A 17,184-nucleotide genomic window follows, 5' to 3' on the forward strand; every position below is an offset into this window, starting at 1 on the left:
CACTTCCTGCTACGTTAAGGTTTAGCTTTCTTCCTCTTCCAGCAGTTCGTAAAGCGAGTTGCGAAGCTGATTCAAAATAAAGCGAAACTGCACGGCTTTATCCCCATCGCTAATAGCCGCCCGCTCCGCCGCCTTTAGAAGATGAAGAAGCTCCCTGCCTGCCGGTGTCAATCGGCGATTTCGTTTATGGCCTTGATGCTGATCATGCTCATCAGCCTGAGCTTCAGCATTGCCGTCTTGCTCTACATGCGCGGCATGCTGCTTTTCCTCTCTTGCCTCAGTTTTTTCGTTTACTTCCTTAATATCAGCAGGCTGCTGTATTCCCTCGGTCGCTTCCGACTCCTGCTGATCCATCGCTTCCCGTTCCTGCTGCAAAAAGGCAGCACCATCCTCTGTAATCGAGAATACTTGCTTGCCGCTTTGCTTCGCAGAGCTTATAAAGCCTTGATCTCGAAGCATCTGAAGCGTTGGATAAATTGTGCCTGCACTCGGTTTGTACAACCCGCCGGATTGCTCCTCAAGCGCTTTCATCATTTGGTAGCCATGCATCGGCTCTTGACTAAGCAGCTCCAGCAAGGCAAACTTCACTCCTCCGCGGCTAAAATATCTTCTCCCTGAAGCGCTTCCTTCTCTTCTTGTTTCAGCATTAACAAATAAACGCTCTTCAGGCAGCCATTGCTGTTCCAGTTGAAACCCTCCTTCCACAATACGATATATCGAATTATTAATATCGTATCCGATATATCGTATTAAAATCAATAGTTTTTTTTACGATTTTTATAAGATTCTCTTGCACAAACAGTAAAAGCATGTCCATTACTTATTCCAATAGCTTTAAGGTATAATGAATACATCACAGATAGGAGGTCATTATTTTGCAGCTTAACCAAACAAATATAAAAACGCAGCAGCCCCCTTACGATCTCAATAAGCTAGGAACTATGCTCAACGAAGAAAATATTTCGTGGAGCTTTCGAAATATGAAGCACATCATGCCAAGGCAAGATATTAAAGCACCAGCAGAAAAATTCCGTTTTCAAGAAAACATGCAGCAAGTATACGATATACACTATGAAGTAGACGGGAAGCTTCTCAGTGTCGGACACTTTTTACAAAAAGTTTTTGCAACAGGATTCCTCGTCATAAAGGATGACAAGATTGTCGCAGAACAATACGTGAACGGTTATACGGAGCAATCTACTGCTCATTCCATGTCAGTTGCCAAGTCTATCGTGTCGGCTTTAGTAGGAATTGCTGTTGACGAGGGTGCCATCAATGATATCCATGATTCCGTAACCAAATATTTGCCTGAATTAATAGGCAGCGGCTATGATGGCACGACGGTTAAAAACATTTTACAAATGTCTTCTGGCGTCAAGTTCAACGAGGATTACTCAGATAAGGATGCCGAGATACATACCTTTTTAATTGATATATTTGGTGAAAAAGCACTGCCAATCCAGCACTATATTGAGGGGCTTACTAAAGAAACAAATCCTGGCGTATTTCAGTATAAAAGCGTCGACACTCAAGTGCTAGCTATGCTGATCGAACGCGCGACTGGTCGCAAGCTCTCCGCTTATTTGGAGGAAAAAATTTGGCAGCCGCTGGGCATGGAGCATGATGCTTATTGGAATACCGACCTTCATGGCACCCCTATCGCATTTGCATTTGTAAATGCAACATTACGTGACTACGCCAAAATCGGCAGACTGTACTTGAATAACGGTCAATGGAACGGTAAAAAAATCATATCTGAGCAATGGGTCAAAGCTTCCATAGAGCCAGATCGTGCTGATCTTCAACCAGGTGCAGCACGCGAATTTTTCGGCTATGGATATCAATGGTGGAAGCCGCTGGGCAGCGACGGTACAGAGTTTATGGCACGAGGAATTTACGGTCAGCATATTTTCGTCAATCAGCGCGAAAATGTCATCATTGTCAAATCCGGCGTAGATCCGACCATTTTTAGCGTGCACGATTATGAAGCGGTTCTTGCTTATCGTGCGATTATTGATCAGTTGAAGTAAAATGCCGCAAACATTTCGCGAAATGTGCCAAAAGTAGTTTTGAGCCATTTTGGGGTGGCACCCACCATTTAAGTATGAAATTTCATATACAATTGTGTTTTTCTGGGCACTTCAGCGTATTCTATATGAAATTTCATATACATTCAGCCATTTCGAGGTGGCACCCACCATTTGTGTATGAAATTTCATATACAATTGTGTTTTTCGGGACATTTCAGCGTATTCTATATGAAATTTCATATACATTCATCCGTTTTCAGGCGGCGCCCGCCAGTTCTGTATGAAATTTCATATACATTCGTTCGTTTTGAGGTGGCGCCCACCATTTGTGTATGATATTTCATATACAATTGTGTTTTTCTGGGCACTTCAGCGTATTCTATATGAATTTTCATATACATTCATCCGTTTTCAGGCGGCGCCCGCCAGTTCTGTATGAAATTTCATATACAATCTTGTTTTTCGGAGCATTTCAGCGTATTCTATATGAAATTTCATATACATTGGGCCGCCCCCGTAACAAACAAAAAGATCGCCTCCCTTGCCTGCTAACATAACAGGGGGAGCGATCTTTTTCCATTTCCAGCATGCTTCAACCTTGCAATAAATAAATGACGACCGTTACCGTAATAATACTGACAAGAGTAGATAAAAAGACGGATTGCGAAGCAAATTCCGGCTCATTATCGAACTCTACCGCTAATAATACACTGCTAAGCGAGGTCGGTACTGCCGATGAAACGATCAGCGCAGCAGCGATCACACGGTCTACTCCTATTGTAAGATCTAGCAAAAATACAATAAAAGCTGCTAATGCCGGACCTGCAACAAGACGTAAGGTAGTAGAAATGCTTACATCTATCAGCTGTGCTTTTTTAATTCTCCAATCCATATTGCCAAGCTGTACGCCTAGCGTAATAAGCGCCGTACCTATAAAGGCATTATATAAATACTCAATAGGCGTCATGATCGGCTGCGGAATCGGTACTTGGAACCCTCGCAGAGCTAAGGCAATTGGAATGACGTAAATAATCGGCATCGAAACAATCGTTTTCCATACCTGTCTCATATCTGCTTTGTGGGCATTCACATTGTATATGCCATATGTGTTTGGTATTAGAGACTGCGCCATCATAATGATTACCTGTACAGCAAGCGTCACAGGGTTTCCCGCAAATGCGAGCTGATTAAGCGGAATCCCATAGTTCGCACTATTATAAAACAATACTGAATTACGCATGGAGCTTTTCATACTCGGCCCATATCCGCGAAGACGAATCACGGCTTCCACAACGGCATACTGCAAAAACATAAACAACACTAAAAATAAAATCGTCATGCCTACCAAAGAGCCTGAGATTTCTGTTGTATATAGCAGTTGAAACATAAACGCCGGTGAAAATAAATAGAAATTCAGCTTAGATAATGTTTTAATATCAAGTTTGAATGCTTTTTGTAAAATGACCCCTAGTAGAATCATGATCCCCATAGGAAGCACATTCGTCAATAATATATGAATAAATATCGTCATGTTTTACTTTCTGTTATCCGCTCCAACAAGCAGCTTCAGTTCAACTAGCAACTGATCCAGCTTAGCATATTCATCTACGATGAAATGAATCTTTGCATTTTGTGTATCCATGCTGGCATGCACTTCTTGTACGGAGGCCATATTTTGTTCTGTCGTCGCTGCAATATGAATCATCTCATCCGCCATTACAGTATACTCATGATGCAATTGATTGGCCGAACTGCCGACCTCGCTTGATTGCTCGCGAGTAAGCTGCATATTGCGATTAATTTTGTCTGTTTGTTCCCTAACCTGTTCCGCTTCCTCGCTGCTTGTTACAATTGTAGCATGCCCCTCCTCAACCTGATGAAAAACAGCTTCGATCTGCGAGCGGATACTTAGCAATATTTGCGAAATTTCTTCTGCGGAATGTCGTGCGGAATCAGCAAGCTTTCTTACCTCGCCGGACACCACAGTGAAGCCGCGGCCATGCTCGCCGGCTCTGGCTGCTTCAATAGCAGCGTTAAGCGCTAACAAATTCGTCTGCTCAGAAATTTGGCTGATCGTGTCAACAATGGTGCTGACCTGTTCGTTCTGCTCATGCAGCTGCTGCATCATCTCTGATGTTCGAGCAATAATAGCACGAACCGTTTCTATTCTATGAGAAAGATGTTCCATTTGCTTACTGTTAAGATCAGTAAGCTGCTCATTCTGCTCGGCATAATAAACCATTTGCTTGGAGCTTTCACTCATTTGTTTAATGCCGGAATCGATTTGCTGCGCAGAATCGTTAATACTAAGCACGCTGCCTGTTTGCTTCTATATAGCAGCTGTCATCTCACGGAAAGTAGAGGTCACTTCTTCAGAGATTCGGCTGGCGGCATTCATTTGCTCCTTTTGATTGCCGCTGAATTCTGATAATACCAAAATAGAAGCTTGCAGCTTGCCAAGCAATGACTCTGCCATATTGCGGGAATTTTGCGCTTCCTGCTCACGATCTGTAATCTGCTTTTGCAGCTTCTGAGTAAAGGTTGCGGAGAACGCCAGCCCCACTGTTGCAAACACTAAATAAAGGAACAAATAAACTAAAGAATCGTTCGGGAAAATCGCTTGACGCAGCATATCATCATTAAAAATATAAGTCGTTAATAAAGCGCTAAGCACACCCGTCAGTATAATCGGTTTATAATCAGAATAAAGCGTTATAATAGCCAGATTAACGTAAACCAGAAAGTATGTGCTTACTATCGGGTTAGGATCAGCTAAAATTAACATAGAAGCGATAATGCTTAAATTGACAGGCACAATATACTTCACATATGCTGTAAGCCAGTTGCGATACGTCATTGCTGTAATGATCACATTCATTGCCCCGCCTACGACTAGCAAAGTTAATACAATGCGCAGGTTTAGCCCAATTGCAAGGTCAGTAATGACCCCTAATGCCAGCAGCCCCCATAAAATCTTAGTAAGAAGCCTGTTGCGTTTATCTAATTCTGACTGCTCTGCCTTCATCCTCAACCACCTGTCCTATTATTGTTACAACCTTCCATATAGGAATATTGTCCTAAAAATTTTATAATAGGAACTATAATTTGGCAATGATTGGACAGGGATATTTTTAAGCACCAAATAACCTCATAATAATGATTCCCGCGAAAGCGATAGAAATGCCTGCCACTTCAGCCTTTGAAAACTTTTCCTTTACTACAAAACGGGTATAAAGCAGTACAATCAGCACACTTGAAGCAGAAACAGCAGATACTAGCCCTGTTTTTCCATGATCAAAGGCTGTCAGCAGCAGCATCATGCCTACTGCATTCGTAATCCCGACACCAAGCCCGACGACAAACGTTTTGCTAATGCTCCAAGAACCCTCCTTGGCAGCTGCTATATAACTGTTGCTGCCCTGGCTGCCGGCCGCCGCCAGCTGCTGCGTGCGCTGCATTTCTGCACGCCTGTCGCGCATCCACCATGCCCCAAAGCAAATGCTGCCTGTAATAAACATGAAAAACATCGTAGGAAACAGCTCTGCTGACAGAATCGTTGACCATTTGCCGGATAAATCATTGAAAGCAAACAATATCATAGCGAGCAATCCCCACTGAGCGCCTTGCAAATTGCGCAGTGTAATATCATTTGAATAACGCACTAACAATATGCCGGATACGATGATGACAAAAGAAATCCACTGCATCACTTGCGGCTGCTCGTTCCAAAAAACAAGTGCTAATATAACAACGAACACAGGCGGCAAAGCAGTAAGAATCGCGACCAATGACGCCTTTCCTTCTGCAAAACCTTTAAACATGCTCGCATTGGCGCCGAAAGAGAACAGCCCCATCATCACACCGACCAAACATGCCGTCGTCCACTCCGACGAAAACATTAGAGCACCGGCAAGGTTAATAATAGCACCGCTTGTAAACGTCCCAAACAATAATAAATTTCGGCTAAGCGGCTGCTGGCTTGTCCAATGATACAAAATGCCTCTAAGCCCGAAACAAAAAGCTGCTAAAATCGAAAACGTAAGCCACATATAGCATTCTCTCTCCCTTTCTCTCTATGAAAACCTGCGCTGCTGTTCCAAAACAATTGCAATTAAGGCTATTAAACGTTCAAAACTTGCAAACTCTTAAATATTACAAAGAGTAAATCGTATAAATGCGCATTTCGAGCTTCATACAGCAATAAAACCACGACTGCAATACTTCTTCAAAAGAAGAAGCATTCACCATCGTGGCCACAATCATAATCACTGCTATTAATCGTGACTTACATGCTGCAAGGTAAGCAGAAATATTTGCTCGACATGATCATCATCCAAAGAATAATAGACGGTCTTGCCGACCTTTCTCCGCTTCACAAATCTCATATTGCGCAGCAGCCGCAGCTGATGCGATACGGCCGATTGCCCCATCCCAAGCACCTGAGTCAAATCATGCACGCATAGCTCACATTGCAGCAAGGCATGTACAATTCGAATACGTGTCGGATCGCCCAGCGTCTTAAATAAATCGGCAAGCTCAGTAGCAACGCTGTCTTCCACTAATTTGCTGCGCACCTCAGCGACATCGACTTCTGTGCCTGCGCAGGAATCGTCGCAAGCGCTGCTCAATAAGTCTTTTTCCATTTATCATCCCACCATTGCATGTTCATGTACATCATTATAGCATTGAACTAACTTTCCCGGCAGCCTGTCCAGCCTTTATAATATAAATAAAGAACAGATCGCCGACCGGCAATATGCTATTTTATGCTAAACTTCAAATATCAATGTAACACTCAGGAGGAATCCACCAATGCTGACTTTAAAAGAAAAGCTGTACCTGCTGCAGCTTCTAAAAAAAGAAAAGCGCAAGCGCTTCTGGAGCTTTAAAAAAACCGATCCCGTTCATCAGCAGCTTACTGAAAAACTTGAGCAAATGATTCGCAATGAGCAGGTAAACAAGGCTCATCTTTAAGCAAATACTTAGCTTAGGCATTCAATAAAAGTCTAGAATATTGATCCAGCTATTAGTCTTGCTGCAGCCTAAGCTTCCTTTTCACTCAATTGCTCCCTGCAGAAAGCTTCTACCATCGCCAATTCCTCTTCCTCCATATCAAGCGCAATATATTGATTGGTTGAAGCATTTAGAAACTCATACTTTGCAATCGTTATTATGCCGTCCTGTACAGCAGCAATTACACGCAAAACTACGCCAGACTCTTCATAAAGCTCGTCCTCTTCATCGATTTGCAGGTCGAGCATAAATTCATATCTTTCTCCAGCAATAATACCATAAGGGTCTTTTAATTGCTCTATACTGAATTCGGTAATTTCAAACATAAGTAATCCTCATCTCTAACTTTAATGATGTGATGCAAAGTAATCGAAAGGGATGTTACTACGATCAAGTTTGGGATTCCGACCACTGTTGTAGTCCAATTTTTTTGATGAAATAACCCCTGTAAAGGATAAAATTGGCCTACAAAGGCGGACGCTCTCGCTTCTCCATTCCCAAATCTTGCTCTTCGTTCCCCTTTCTTTTTGCTTGCCAATCGTGCCAACAATTAATCGACACCCTCCTGAGAAGCACTATGTGGCCAAATTCGGCAGTCCAGTTTCTTTTTGACCATACAGTTTTACTCTCAACTCCCCTACTAAAGGGATTTCTTGTACTTAGATTTGCCATTTTCGATATTTTTTTAAATCTAAATGGATTTTATGTAGTTAGATTGAGCAAATCTAGCCAAAAAGCAGAAAATGCTCGAGACTAAGTACATGTTTTCCCTTTAGAGCAGCATATTTACCTAAAAAGCCTAAACTAGATGCACAAATTCCACTTAGATTAACCAAGATACCTACTCGCACCGCAATTTTACCAAGGCATTTTCAAAAAAACAGTCTGGAGAGTGCGGCTCTCCAGACTGTGATGCTTATAAATGAACCTACATTTGACTAAGCGTCTCAGTAAGTACAGGAACGATTTGAGATTTACGGGAAACGACGCCTTTAAGTACAGCTTGTTTGTTTTCAAGCGATACGTTGAAAGCTTTCTCCACAGCAGCAGCTTGAGCTCCCAGCGCTAGGCCAATAGAATCATTGTTCAAAATGTCAGTTACGACAAGCAAGAACAAATCCAGCTCTTTCGCCGCGATTTTCTCATTAAGCGCAGCTTCAAGCTCAGCTTGACGGCTAAGCACATCATTCGTATCCACGGCATTAACCTGAGCAATTTCTACTTTATAGCTGCCCATTGCAAATTCCTTGGCATCGATCGTAATAAGCTGTTCGATCGTTTTGTCGCTAAGGTCAGCGCCAGCTTTGAGCATCTCAAGACCGTAAACTTCAGCATTAACGCCAGCAATTGCCGCCAATTCCTTCGCAGCTGCTACATCCTGCTCTGTGCAAGTAGGTGACTTAAATAACAATGAATCGGAAATAATAGCGGAAAGCATAAGTCCTGCCATCTCTTTGCTTACAGAAACGCCGTTTTCTTTATATAGCTTGTTCAATATAGTAGCCGTGCAGCCAACAGGCTCAGCACGGAAGTATAACGGACCGCTCGTTTCAAAGTTAGCAACTCTATGATGATCAATAACTTCGATTACTCGTACTTTTTCAATGTCGGTAGCGCTTTGCTGACGCTCGTTATGGTCAACCAGAATAACTTCATTAACCTCTTCGGATACAAGCTCCACATAGCGCGGCGCTTCCACTCCAAAGTAGTTAAGCGCGTATTGCGTCTCGCCATTAACGTCTCCAAGCCGTACAGCTTCTGCTTTCATGCCGAGCTTGCTCTTAAGGTCTGCATATACAAGTGCAGAAGTTATCGTATCAGTATCCGGATTTTTGTGTCCAAATATAAGTACTTTTTCCATTATTCAAGTGCTCCTTACGTTTTATAAATTTAAGTACACAGCTTCTAACTGATTTTCTACCCTTCATTATAACCTCAAAATATTATTATTCCTACTAGTTCAGCCAAGAAAAACACCTTAACACTTCTTGCCCGTAACAGATTTCCTGTTTTTTTATTTTAAAATGAGTTGCGTTTGCGATATTGCAATGGCGTGCAGCCTACCCATTTTTTGAACTGCTGAATAAAATGTGACGGAATCGGCCAACCTACCCTTTCTCCAATCTCTGCTACAGACAACGATTCATCCATAAGCAAATGACAGGCTTCCTTGCTGCGCAGCGCAAGCAAATATTCTGTAACGGTATGACCAGTCTCCTCTTTGAATAGGTGTGAAATATAATATTTGGACAAATGCAGCTCACTAGCCAATCTTTCCAGCTCAAACGGCTCGGCATAATGCTTTTCAATCCATGTCAAAATCGCTTCTGTATGGGACATCACTCTAGGCATTGTGGCTTCGATAGAAATAGCTAATGTAGCCATCTCTTGCTGCAAATATTGGAGCAGCTGAATGACGAGCAGCGCGTAATGCTCCTGCTGCTTATCTCTGTCCCGCGTATGATGGTTTTCAAAAAACAAAAGATTTTCTTCAATCGGATACCGACTTGCCATGCCAAAAAATGCTTGCTGAGAAAGCTGACCTTTCCACAAATACATCAGAACCTGCTCCAGCTGTTTGTATGGTTTAATGTATGGCAGCAGCGCGATCGGATCAAATTGAAATACGCTTCTTAAGTAAGGATCAACCGTAGTATTCATTGCACGAACATGATGCAGCTGGTAAGGCTGGAAAATAAACAAGGAACCCGGCTCCATCCGGTATACATGCTGAGGAATCGTCACTGAGCCGTTCCCTTCATGAACAATTAGAAATTCAATACCGCCGTGCGTATGGAAGTAACCTTTATAGTTAATTTCTGCTTCCGTAAAAAATTTCCCGTGAAATGGATTATCCTGAAAATTAATTGTCTCAAGCCTGTTCACAGTACCCCTCCGTCCAACCGCAATATAACTACATTTTAACACAAAAGAAATGAACTTTATTTGTGCATTTTTTGTTAAGCTTAGACTAGATTCAAATATGGCATAGGAGAGATGTACGATGTGGAAAGCAGCAATTGAAGACGCAGTTGTAAAAACACGCAACAATATTACTCGCTTCAAAGATCAATATCCTCACGTCAGTGAAAATGATGTCTATCATCTGAACCCAAATAACGAATGGACAGATGGATTTTGGACAGGTTTGCTTTGGCTATGCTATGAGTATTCGAAAGATGAAGTATTCTTGCAAGCTGCCAATAAGGCAACTGAAAGCTTCCGCGAAAGACTGGCGGCCAAGGTTGCGATTGATCACCATGATATTGGCTTCCTATATTCCTTATCCTCCAAAGCGCAATGGATGGTGCAAAAGGATGAGTCTGCGAAAGAGCTAACGATTGCTGCAGCTGATCACTTGATGGGCCGCTGGCGCGAGGAATCGCAAATTATTCAAGCTTGGGGACCAAAAGGCGACGCTGACAATGGCGGACGCATCATTATAGACTGCCTAATGAACCTGCCTCTTCTATATTGGGCTTATGAGCAAACCGGCGACCGTAAATACTATGAAGTTGCTGTTAAGCATGCAGAGAAAAGCCGCCGCTTCCTTGTTCGCGGTGATGACTCTTCCTACCATACTTTTTATTTTAACCAGGAAAATGGAAATGCGATTCGTGGCGGAACACATCAAGGGTATCAAGATGGTTCTACGTGGACTCGCGGACAAGCTTGGGGAATTTACGGCTTTGCACTTTCCTATCATTACACAAAAAATCCTTTGTTCCTGGAAACATCGCTTAGAATGGCCCGCTATTTCCTAGAGCGTTTACCAGAGGACAATGTGGTTTATTGGGATTTTGATGTTCCTGTTACGCCGGATACGAAGCGCGACAGCTCAGCATCAGCAACGACAGCATGCGGAATCTTGGAGCTGCTCAAGCATCTTCCAGCAGATCATCCTGAGCGTGCATTCCTTGAGGACGGCGTAAATCGTTCTATGAAGGGTCTTGTAGAAAAGTATTCCACAATGGGCAAGCCTGATGCTCAAGGCTTGATTGAGCGCGGTTCTTATCACGTTAGAGGCGGAATATCGCCAGACGACTATACAATCTGGGGCGATTACTACTATCTAGAAGCTCTAATGCGTCTTGAAAAAGGACATAAAGGCTACTGGTACGAGTAAAACTGGCAGGCTTCAGTAAAAAAAGGCAATCCCTAAGTCATGAACATGACGGGATTGCCTTTTCTCGTGCGATGGCAACTTGGTCTAAGATTCCGCCGCTGGGAACATGCTTTATTTGTGCTTATAGGACACTTATTCCGTTATTTGCCTCAAAACTGTATTTCGGGGATTTTCACGGACACTCATTCCGTTATTTGCCTCAAATTTGCTGTTTTCGGATTTTCACGGACATACGTTCCGCTATTGGTACAATTTCCGGCTCTTTCCTTGCATTTTTCGAGCAATAGCGGAACGTCTGTCACTATTAGCGTGCAGATAGGGCCATATGAGTACAATAGCGGAACGTCTGTCCAGGTTACGATTCTTTTATTTGCAGCAGTTTCCAAAGGACCATAGCAGTTTCTGACCTTTTGGCACTGCTTTTTGGCGCAAACTGACCGCTGCCTTTGCCCTGCATGATGCCGAGCGAAATGGCCTCAGCGACACCTTCCCTTGCCCAATCCGAAACCTCATTACTGTCTTTAAAATCTTCTAACAAATCAAAGTCCCGTTCTGAAGCAGCTTGACCTGTCATTGCAGCATAGGCACGTACGATCATAATCGCCATTTGCTCACGGCTGATCGGCGCACTCGGCATAAAGCGTTCAGGCGTAACGCCCTTTATGATGCCTGCCTCCGCTGCCGCGGCAACCGCCTCCGCATACCAAGCTCCGCTTGGCACATCTTCAAACCTGGCAGCGCCGGCAGCCTTCAAGCCAAATGCCCTTGTTAACAAAGCAGCAAATTCCGCGCGTGTAGTCAGCGTATCCGGCTTAAAGCGCTGTTCATCCACTCCATCGATTATATGCTTAGCCGCTAAAACTTGGATGGCACGGCCAGCCCAATGCCCAGGCGCAACATCCGCAAAAGAACGGTCCAGCTCCAAGACTGCGTAAATCCCTGTCTGCTTCGCTTCGTAGACCATTTTCCGCTTTTCCTTATCCAGCTTTCCTCCAACATACAGCCATTTGCGGCTTTGATCATCCCAATAATAGATGCCAAGCAATTGTTCATCAATATGATCGGTTGAATATGAAAAGGCCAGTCGCACTTCGTTGGACAATTGGCCGGGATCATCACCTGCCGGCGCTTTTACTTCATACATCTCTCCCCCAAAGGCGAGCTTGCCTGCTCTCGTCATTCCTCCTGCCAGCAGCTGCAAAGCTTTAGCATGCTCAAGCTTTATAACGACAGGTTCTTTTTCGCTTGCTCCATTAGATCCGCCAATAACTCCTGTTCCTTCTGAGCCCGACCCAGGCGGATTGCCTCCGCCGCCAGGTTCTTCTGAATCGGTCTCCCTCACTAGTGCAGCCTTTCCCCATAATCCTCGATTGGTTGCGTTGGAGCTTGTGCCGTTCCATATATATTGCCGCTTGCGGTTAACGCCATCCTCGCTGTCATCGAAGCCGAAATCAAACCTGAATGAGATGCCTTCCTCCGGCTCAATCTGTAAAGCTTCCCACGGTATCGCCGCTTCAAGCATATAGCCAGGCTCATCTTGTTTTGGTGTTACTTCCATTTGCAGCGGCTTTTGCCTGCTGGAATTGAACCAGCGCCAATACGGTTCTGCATTCTCAAGCGCTGCGCTAAAAATAATTTGGCTGTCATAAAATAGAAGCGGTCCATGCGTTGTCATATCGTTCGGTCCAAAGAACAGCTCGACGCCGTCGCCCTTCCATATATTCGCATCGCGGTAATTGTTTTTCATCGGCGTAGGATCATCGACTTCGGCAAGCATATACAAGTTAGTCTCATCCCATGCAAAATAGAAATCTGCTGTTATCGCCTCTCCCCCGGAACCGCTTACAATATTAGCAGCTGTTAGCGTCGTTTTTTGCGCTGAAGATAAGAAGCTGCTTGCATCCCCGTTGATCGGGATAGGCGTGTCTGTGTAAGGAATATCCATCGTATAGGCGCTTGGCTCCCTCGGCGTATCGCCAAAATCATAATAGTAAGGCTCCTTTAGGCCGAGCATGACGTCATAGATTTGATAATTCGTTTTCATGACTTCTTCCAGAAATATTTTATAAGGACGATCGGCAACATTGACGAGCCCAAAATTGTATTTTTCGCCATTAAAGCCTTCATTCCAGCGGCCTGTCGCCGCTTGATCCAAATAAGAAAACCACTGCGAGCCGACTACAAACCCAAGTGAAGCCGCCCCCTCCACATAGTTACGGTAGCGCAATCCCCTTTCCTGCTGATCAGCTACCAAAATTGGCGATGTGAGGCCTTGCTCTGTCGTGCCAAAGCCCCATTCCGTAAGCATTATCGGCTTGCCGCCTGATGCCTCATGAACATGGCGCAGCATTGTCTTATCCAAATTTTTGGAATAGTGGTTTATGCTGATAACATCCATATAACGGCCTGATGCTTCTGCCAGCCATCCGCGCAGCTTAGGATTGTTCGATGGCGTCGTCAGCCAACGATCGCCTATCAAAAGATGATTGGAATCATATTTGTGAAATATTCTCGCTACTGTCCCATAAAAGCTATCCAAATAGTATTTGAAAAATGCCTCGATATCGGCCTGCGCTTGCAAAGTATCAATAAATAACGGGGCTTCCTTCATTTCTTCAAAGCTTGCAAAGTCTGCATTCCAAGCCTCATTAAGAGCTTCGATCGCGCTGTACTGCTCCTCCAGCTTTTCCACGAAGCGTCCTTTTACAGCAGCCTCGCTTGCTTTCAGCTTCGGAACTTTGGCTATAAATTCATGATAATGGTATTCATTGCCGAGAAAATACCCGATAATCAGCTTATTGTCTTTGTTCTGTGGAAGCAGGGCGCTGAAAGCTTCATCAAGCTTATCCTCTGCTCCTTCGGCAAATATATCGAAGATTTTAAGGCCAGGTATTTTTGCCCATTCCATGCTGCTTAGCGGCAGAAATGCAACATACGGCGCGCTGAATTCATTGGCTGAAGTTGTTTGCGACCAGCCTCCGACACTGTTGAAGCCCCATTTTCCCAGCCTTGACCAGCTATCCTCGAAAAACTTGCGTGACGTATGCGGCTCGCCGTATTTCTTAATCCGATTTGCCAAATAGTAAGAGAAATAGTCCTTGGCATTTAAAAACGCAGACTTGTATTCACTATTATAAGACGGCAGCCATTCAAACACTTCTTCCCTTCCTGTAACTAGCGTATAGGAATCATTTGGCTGCAGGCCGTTGACCGCCATACTGAAAAATGCATTCCCTTCGGGAGTTGCCATAATGGTGCGCGATCCGGATTGCTGAATGCTGTAAAAGCCTGTAGCATCCAGCCCATACTGCTCCTTGCTGTTCTTCAAACCTCCGTATGGATCCCAATCAGGTGCAGTGAGACTGCCGTAATAAGCAGCGTCAGCTGCCACATCATCTAAAAGCTGCTGTTCATTCGTAATTTTTTCTGGAAAATCAGATGTGATGACTTGGCCAAATCGATCGACAGCAAGATTGCCTTGAGCGTAATACGTATAGCTTTTTACGGCGCTTGGTTCCATGCCTTCTTTTTGGGCGTAGGCTTCCAAAACCGTCTGCTCTGTAAGCGACAGCGGGCCTGAATACAGCAAATATTCCGAATCCGCAGCTGTTTTATAATAGATTTGCGCCCCTTCGGTAGCGCTCGTTAATGTTACGGTAAGCGGAGTGCTGCCAATAATACCGTCTGGCGGATCAGCTGTAACGGAAGCCGTATTCGTATTCAGCATTACTTTTGAAATTTGCGGCGTCCAAGCTTTCTCCGTACCTTTTACTTCGATTTTCAAATAATGCGTTCCAGCAGGAAGCTCGAAGCTTTCGTATAGAAACTGCTGCCAATTGGAAACTGGCTGGCCAACGGCAGATACGTTTGGAGTCAGCTCCGTGTATGAAATACCGTCAGCGGATACTAAAAATCCGTGCTGCTCCATTGACAGGCTCGTTAGAAAAAAGCTGCTGACCGCGAAGCTTTTAAGCTCATATGGAGTATGATAAACCAAATAGCCCGGATCAATCGTATTGCGAGTCATTCGAGCTGTATCGCCGCCGAAATAGTGGGCATCCGCTGTTTCAATACGGGCGTTTTTACGATCAAAGACGAGACTGAAATTATCTAAATAATCCGTCATGCCTTCTACAGCCGCTGCCGCTGCCATTCCCCCGTTAGGAATCGGGACGATTGCCGCAGCCAGCAATGACCATACACATAGCATTGCAGCTAATGTACGCATTTTCATCATTTAGCCTCCCTTGAATTTTCATTTTCGCTAAGCCGCCTTATACAGGCGGCCTGTCTATTACATGAATTATTTGCCCATTTGCTGCTTTAACACATCATAAATATCCTTGGCTAGAAAGGCGTTGGCGCTGTCATTTTTGTACCAGTTTTCAAACCAGTCCTCCACTTTCTTACCGTCGCCTTTATTCCAGGTATCCATTGCATCCTTCATCGCCTGCTCTGGCGTATACCCCTTGCCGCCAACAACAGCCTTCACCCAAATATCATCGATCGGCTTCGTTAAATTAGAAGAGATTAAATCGAGATCCTTAGGCAGCTGAGGCATATGCTCAGGGTGAGTAATTTCAACATAGGGCTTGCTCGTATCCAAATAAATTTGCTGTGCAGCTTTATACATTTCGAGCCCTTCCGCATGAATGGGATTGGATGCAGGATCAAAATCAACCTCTATCTTGCCGCACTTATCATCCGGCAGAAAGGATGTCATCATTTGCAAATCGATTGACCAGGAAACTTCATTTTTAGACTTTTCCATATCGGCAGATTGCGGACAGCCATTGGCATTCAAGTTCCAGTGCTCGCCTTCATTGCCGTATTTAAGCGTTCTGGCCGTTTCCGGCTTCACAAGAAAATCGATATAATCCATTACGGCCTCCGGATGCTTTGCTTGCGCGTTGACAAACGCTGTAGCTTGAACAGGATTAGTGAAAGCCGGGTTGAATTTGCCTGCTGGGCTTTCCGGATAAGCGATCGGCACAACCTTGGCGTTCGGATCATTTTTCTTCAAGCTCGCGAGCTCATTGTTAACGAAGCTGATCCAGTTGATTTGAAGCGGATAAATGCCCAGCTTGCCGTTAATAAAATCCTGCTTCGCCTTTGCCCCATTATTGTCATTCAAATAATCGCGGTCAACGATGCCTTCTTCAAACAGCTTTTTCTTAAATTCTGACATTTCTTTGAAATTTTCCCAATTCCGCGTTAGCTTGCCGTCCTCAACTACCCATCGTGTCGCTTGAAATATTTGGTCGATTACAAAACCGGACTGAAAGCTGAGCGCGATTCCATAAGTATCCTTCTGTCCATTATCGTCCGGGTCCTGCTCGGCAAACGCCTTCGCTACCTCGTAAAGCTCCTCTGTCGTTGCCGGCACTTTCAAATTCAGCTTCTCCAGCCAATCCTGGCGAATAAGCAAAGTATGAATAGGAGCAACCTCGTTCAAACGGGCAAATTCATATAGCTTGCCGTCTGCTTTAAGCCCAACCTTTTTAAGTACCGGATATTCCTCCAGCAGCTTCTTGTATTCGGTGCTGCTGCTTTCAATAAGCCCGTCAATCGGCATCATTTGCTTCTGCTCATAGATTGGATTTTTAATATGCGGCGCTACTTCAAAAATAACATCCGGCGCACTGGATGATGCGAACAGGACATTCAGCTTCTCTCGTGATTCCCAGCGTGGCACCGCGACAAACTTCACATTGTGCGGACCGTTTTCGTTAATCCATTTTGTCCAGCGGTTTTCCTCCACTGTCCCTTCCGTTTTAGGCACATTACCCCGATCATACACGGTAACTGAAATATTTTGCTTCTCCTTTGGCTTCTCCGTTGCCTGACTGTCGTCAGTTGATTTCGGCTGGGTTGAACTAGTGCTGCCAGGCTCAGTATTACTTGGGGTATTATTGCTGTTAGACGAACAAGCAGCAAGCAGCACTCCCATTACCAACAACGCGCAAACAGCAGAAAGCTTCCATTTTTTCATTAGTGTCATTCAGAATACCCCTT

The 17,184-nt window shown here is 44.3% G+C and carries 15 protein-coding genes; 3 read left to right on the plus strand and 12 right to left on the minus strand.

What is annotated here, in order from left to right:
* Window positions 1-21: 21 nt before the first annotated feature.
* The gene (locus V1L65_RS13390; protein ID WP_331699668.1) at window positions 22-759 is read right to left on the minus strand and encodes a PadR family transcriptional regulator; all 738 of its coding nucleotides are present in this window, start codon (window positions 757-759) and stop codon (window positions 22-24) included.
* 116 nt (window positions 760-875) lie between these two features.
* Here V1L65_RS13390 and V1L65_RS13395 point away from each other — a divergent pair, with 116 nt between their 5' ends.
* Complete coding sequence (locus V1L65_RS13395) at window positions 876-2,030, plus strand: serine hydrolase domain-containing protein (protein ID WP_331699669.1); 1,155 nt, start codon at window positions 876-878, stop codon at window positions 2,028-2,030.
* A 592-nt stretch (window positions 2,031-2,622) separates the two neighbouring features.
* On the opposite strand, the gene V1L65_RS13400 is transcribed toward V1L65_RS13395, so the two are convergent.
* The 5 genes from V1L65_RS13400 to V1L65_RS13420 all read right to left on the minus strand — a co-directional run bounded on the left by V1L65_RS13400 (window position 2,623) and on the right by V1L65_RS13420 (window position 6,673).
* On the minus strand, window positions 2,623-3,561 hold the full coding sequence (locus tag V1L65_RS13400) for an AEC family transporter (protein ID WP_331699670.1): 939 nt from the start codon (window positions 3,559-3,561) through the stop codon (window positions 2,623-2,625).
* A 3-nt stretch (window positions 3,562-3,564) separates the two neighbouring features.
* Complete coding sequence (locus tag V1L65_RS13405) at window positions 3,565-4,344, minus strand: methyl-accepting chemotaxis protein (RefSeq protein ID WP_331699671.1); 780 nt, start codon at window positions 4,342-4,344, stop codon at window positions 3,565-3,567.
* Window positions 4,345-4,359: 15 nt separating this feature from the next.
* A complete protein-coding gene (locus tag V1L65_RS13410; RefSeq protein WP_331699672.1) occupies window positions 4,360-5,055 on the minus strand; it encodes a hypothetical protein in 696 nt (231 codons plus the stop codon).
* 106 nt (window positions 5,056-5,161) lie between these two features.
* Window positions 5,162-6,079, minus strand: a complete 918-nt coding sequence (locus V1L65_RS13415) for a DMT family transporter (RefSeq protein WP_331699673.1) — start codon at window positions 6,077-6,079, stop codon at window positions 5,162-5,164.
* A 225-nt stretch (window positions 6,080-6,304) separates the two neighbouring features.
* The gene (locus V1L65_RS13420) at window positions 6,305-6,673 is read right to left on the minus strand and encodes an ArsR/SmtB family transcription factor (protein WP_331699674.1); all 369 of its coding nucleotides are present in this window, start codon (window positions 6,671-6,673) and stop codon (window positions 6,305-6,307) included.
* Between the two features lie 169 nt (window positions 6,674-6,842).
* Here V1L65_RS13420 and V1L65_RS13425 point away from each other — a divergent pair, with 169 nt between their 5' ends.
* The gene (locus V1L65_RS13425) at window positions 6,843-7,004 is read left to right on the plus strand and encodes a hypothetical protein (protein WP_331699675.1); all 162 of its coding nucleotides are present in this window, start codon (window positions 6,843-6,845) and stop codon (window positions 7,002-7,004) included.
* A 68-nt stretch (window positions 7,005-7,072) separates the two neighbouring features.
* Here the strand turns inward: V1L65_RS13425 and V1L65_RS13430 are convergent, their stop codons facing one another.
* The 4 genes from V1L65_RS13430 to V1L65_RS13445 form a co-directional block, all read right to left on the minus strand.
* On the minus strand, window positions 7,073-7,369 hold the full coding sequence (locus V1L65_RS13430) for a DUF6509 family protein (protein WP_331699676.1): 297 nt from the start codon (window positions 7,367-7,369) through the stop codon (window positions 7,073-7,075).
* A complete protein-coding gene (locus V1L65_RS13435) occupies window positions 7,342-7,593 on the minus strand; it encodes a hypothetical protein (protein ID WP_331699677.1) in 252 nt (83 codons plus the stop codon). The genes V1L65_RS13430 and V1L65_RS13435 overlap by 28 nt, the downstream gene beginning before the upstream one ends.
* A gap of 378 nt (window positions 7,594-7,971) precedes the next feature.
* Entirely contained in the window at window positions 7,972-8,904 is a 933-nt protein-coding gene (locus tag V1L65_RS13440) for a manganese-dependent inorganic pyrophosphatase (RefSeq protein WP_331699678.1), read from the minus strand.
* Window positions 8,905-9,062: 158 nt separating this feature from the next.
* Window positions 9,063-9,929, minus strand: a complete 867-nt coding sequence (locus V1L65_RS13445; RefSeq protein ID WP_331699679.1) for an AraC family transcriptional regulator — start codon at window positions 9,927-9,929, stop codon at window positions 9,063-9,065.
* A 118-nt stretch (window positions 9,930-10,047) separates the two neighbouring features.
* Here V1L65_RS13445 and V1L65_RS13450 point away from each other — a divergent pair, with 118 nt between their 5' ends.
* Entirely contained in the window at window positions 10,048-11,169 is a 1,122-nt protein-coding gene (locus tag V1L65_RS13450) for a glycoside hydrolase family 88 protein (RefSeq protein ID WP_331699680.1), read from the plus strand.
* 355 nt (window positions 11,170-11,524) lie between these two features.
* Here the strand turns inward: V1L65_RS13450 and V1L65_RS13455 are convergent, their stop codons facing one another.
* Both V1L65_RS13455 and V1L65_RS13460 read right to left on the minus strand, forming a co-directional pair.
* The gene (locus tag V1L65_RS13455) at window positions 11,525-15,406 is read right to left on the minus strand and encodes an S-layer homology domain-containing protein (protein ID WP_331699681.1); all 3,882 of its coding nucleotides are present in this window, start codon (window positions 15,404-15,406) and stop codon (window positions 11,525-11,527) included.
* A gap of 66 nt (window positions 15,407-15,472) precedes the next feature.
* Window positions 15,473-17,161: an extracellular solute-binding protein gene (locus tag V1L65_RS13460; protein WP_331699682.1), complete on the minus strand. Its 1,689-nt coding sequence runs from the start codon at window positions 17,159-17,161 to the stop codon at window positions 15,473-15,475.
* Window positions 17,162-17,184 lie beyond the last annotated feature (23 nt).

Source organism: Paenibacillus sp. IITD108 (assembly GCF_036541265.1).
GTDB lineage: Bacteria > Bacillota > Bacilli > Paenibacillales > Paenibacillaceae > Pristimantibacillus.

Bases quoted from the DNA above. Each gene is read 5' to 3' on its own strand.
- V1L65_RS13455 (WP_331699681.1), bottom strand. From the start codon at position 15,406: ATGATGAAAATGCGTACATTAGCTGCAATGCTATGTGTATGGTCATTG.
- V1L65_RS13410 (WP_331699672.1), bottom strand. From the start codon at position 5,055: ATGAAGGCAGAGCAGTCAGAATTAGATAAACGCAACAGGCTTCTTACT.
- V1L65_RS13440 (WP_331699678.1), bottom strand. From the start codon at position 8,904: ATGGAAAAAGTACTTATATTTGGACACAAAAATCCGGATACTGATACG.
- V1L65_RS13450 (WP_331699680.1), top strand. From the start codon at position 10,048: ATGTGGAAAGCAGCAATTGAAGACGCAGTTGTAAAAACACGCAACAAT.
- V1L65_RS13420 (WP_331699674.1), bottom strand. From the start codon at position 6,673: ATGGAAAAAGACTTATTGAGCAGCGCTTGCGACGATTCCTGCGCAGGC.
- V1L65_RS13430 (WP_331699676.1), bottom strand. From the start codon at position 7,369: ATGTTTGAAATTACCGAATTCAGTATAGAGCAATTAAAAGACCCTTAT.
- V1L65_RS13415 (WP_331699673.1), bottom strand. From the start codon at position 6,079: ATGTGGCTTACGTTTTCGATTTTAGCAGCTTTTTGTTTCGGGCTTAGA.
- V1L65_RS13400 (WP_331699670.1), bottom strand. From the start codon at position 3,561: ATGACGATATTTATTCATATATTATTGACGAATGTGCTTCCTATGGGG.
- V1L65_RS13460 (WP_331699682.1), bottom strand. From the start codon at position 17,161: ATGAAAAAATGGAAGCTTTCTGCTGTTTGCGCGTTGTTGGTAATGGGA.
- V1L65_RS13425 (WP_331699675.1), top strand. From the start codon at position 6,843: ATGCTGACTTTAAAAGAAAAGCTGTACCTGCTGCAGCTTCTAAAAAAA.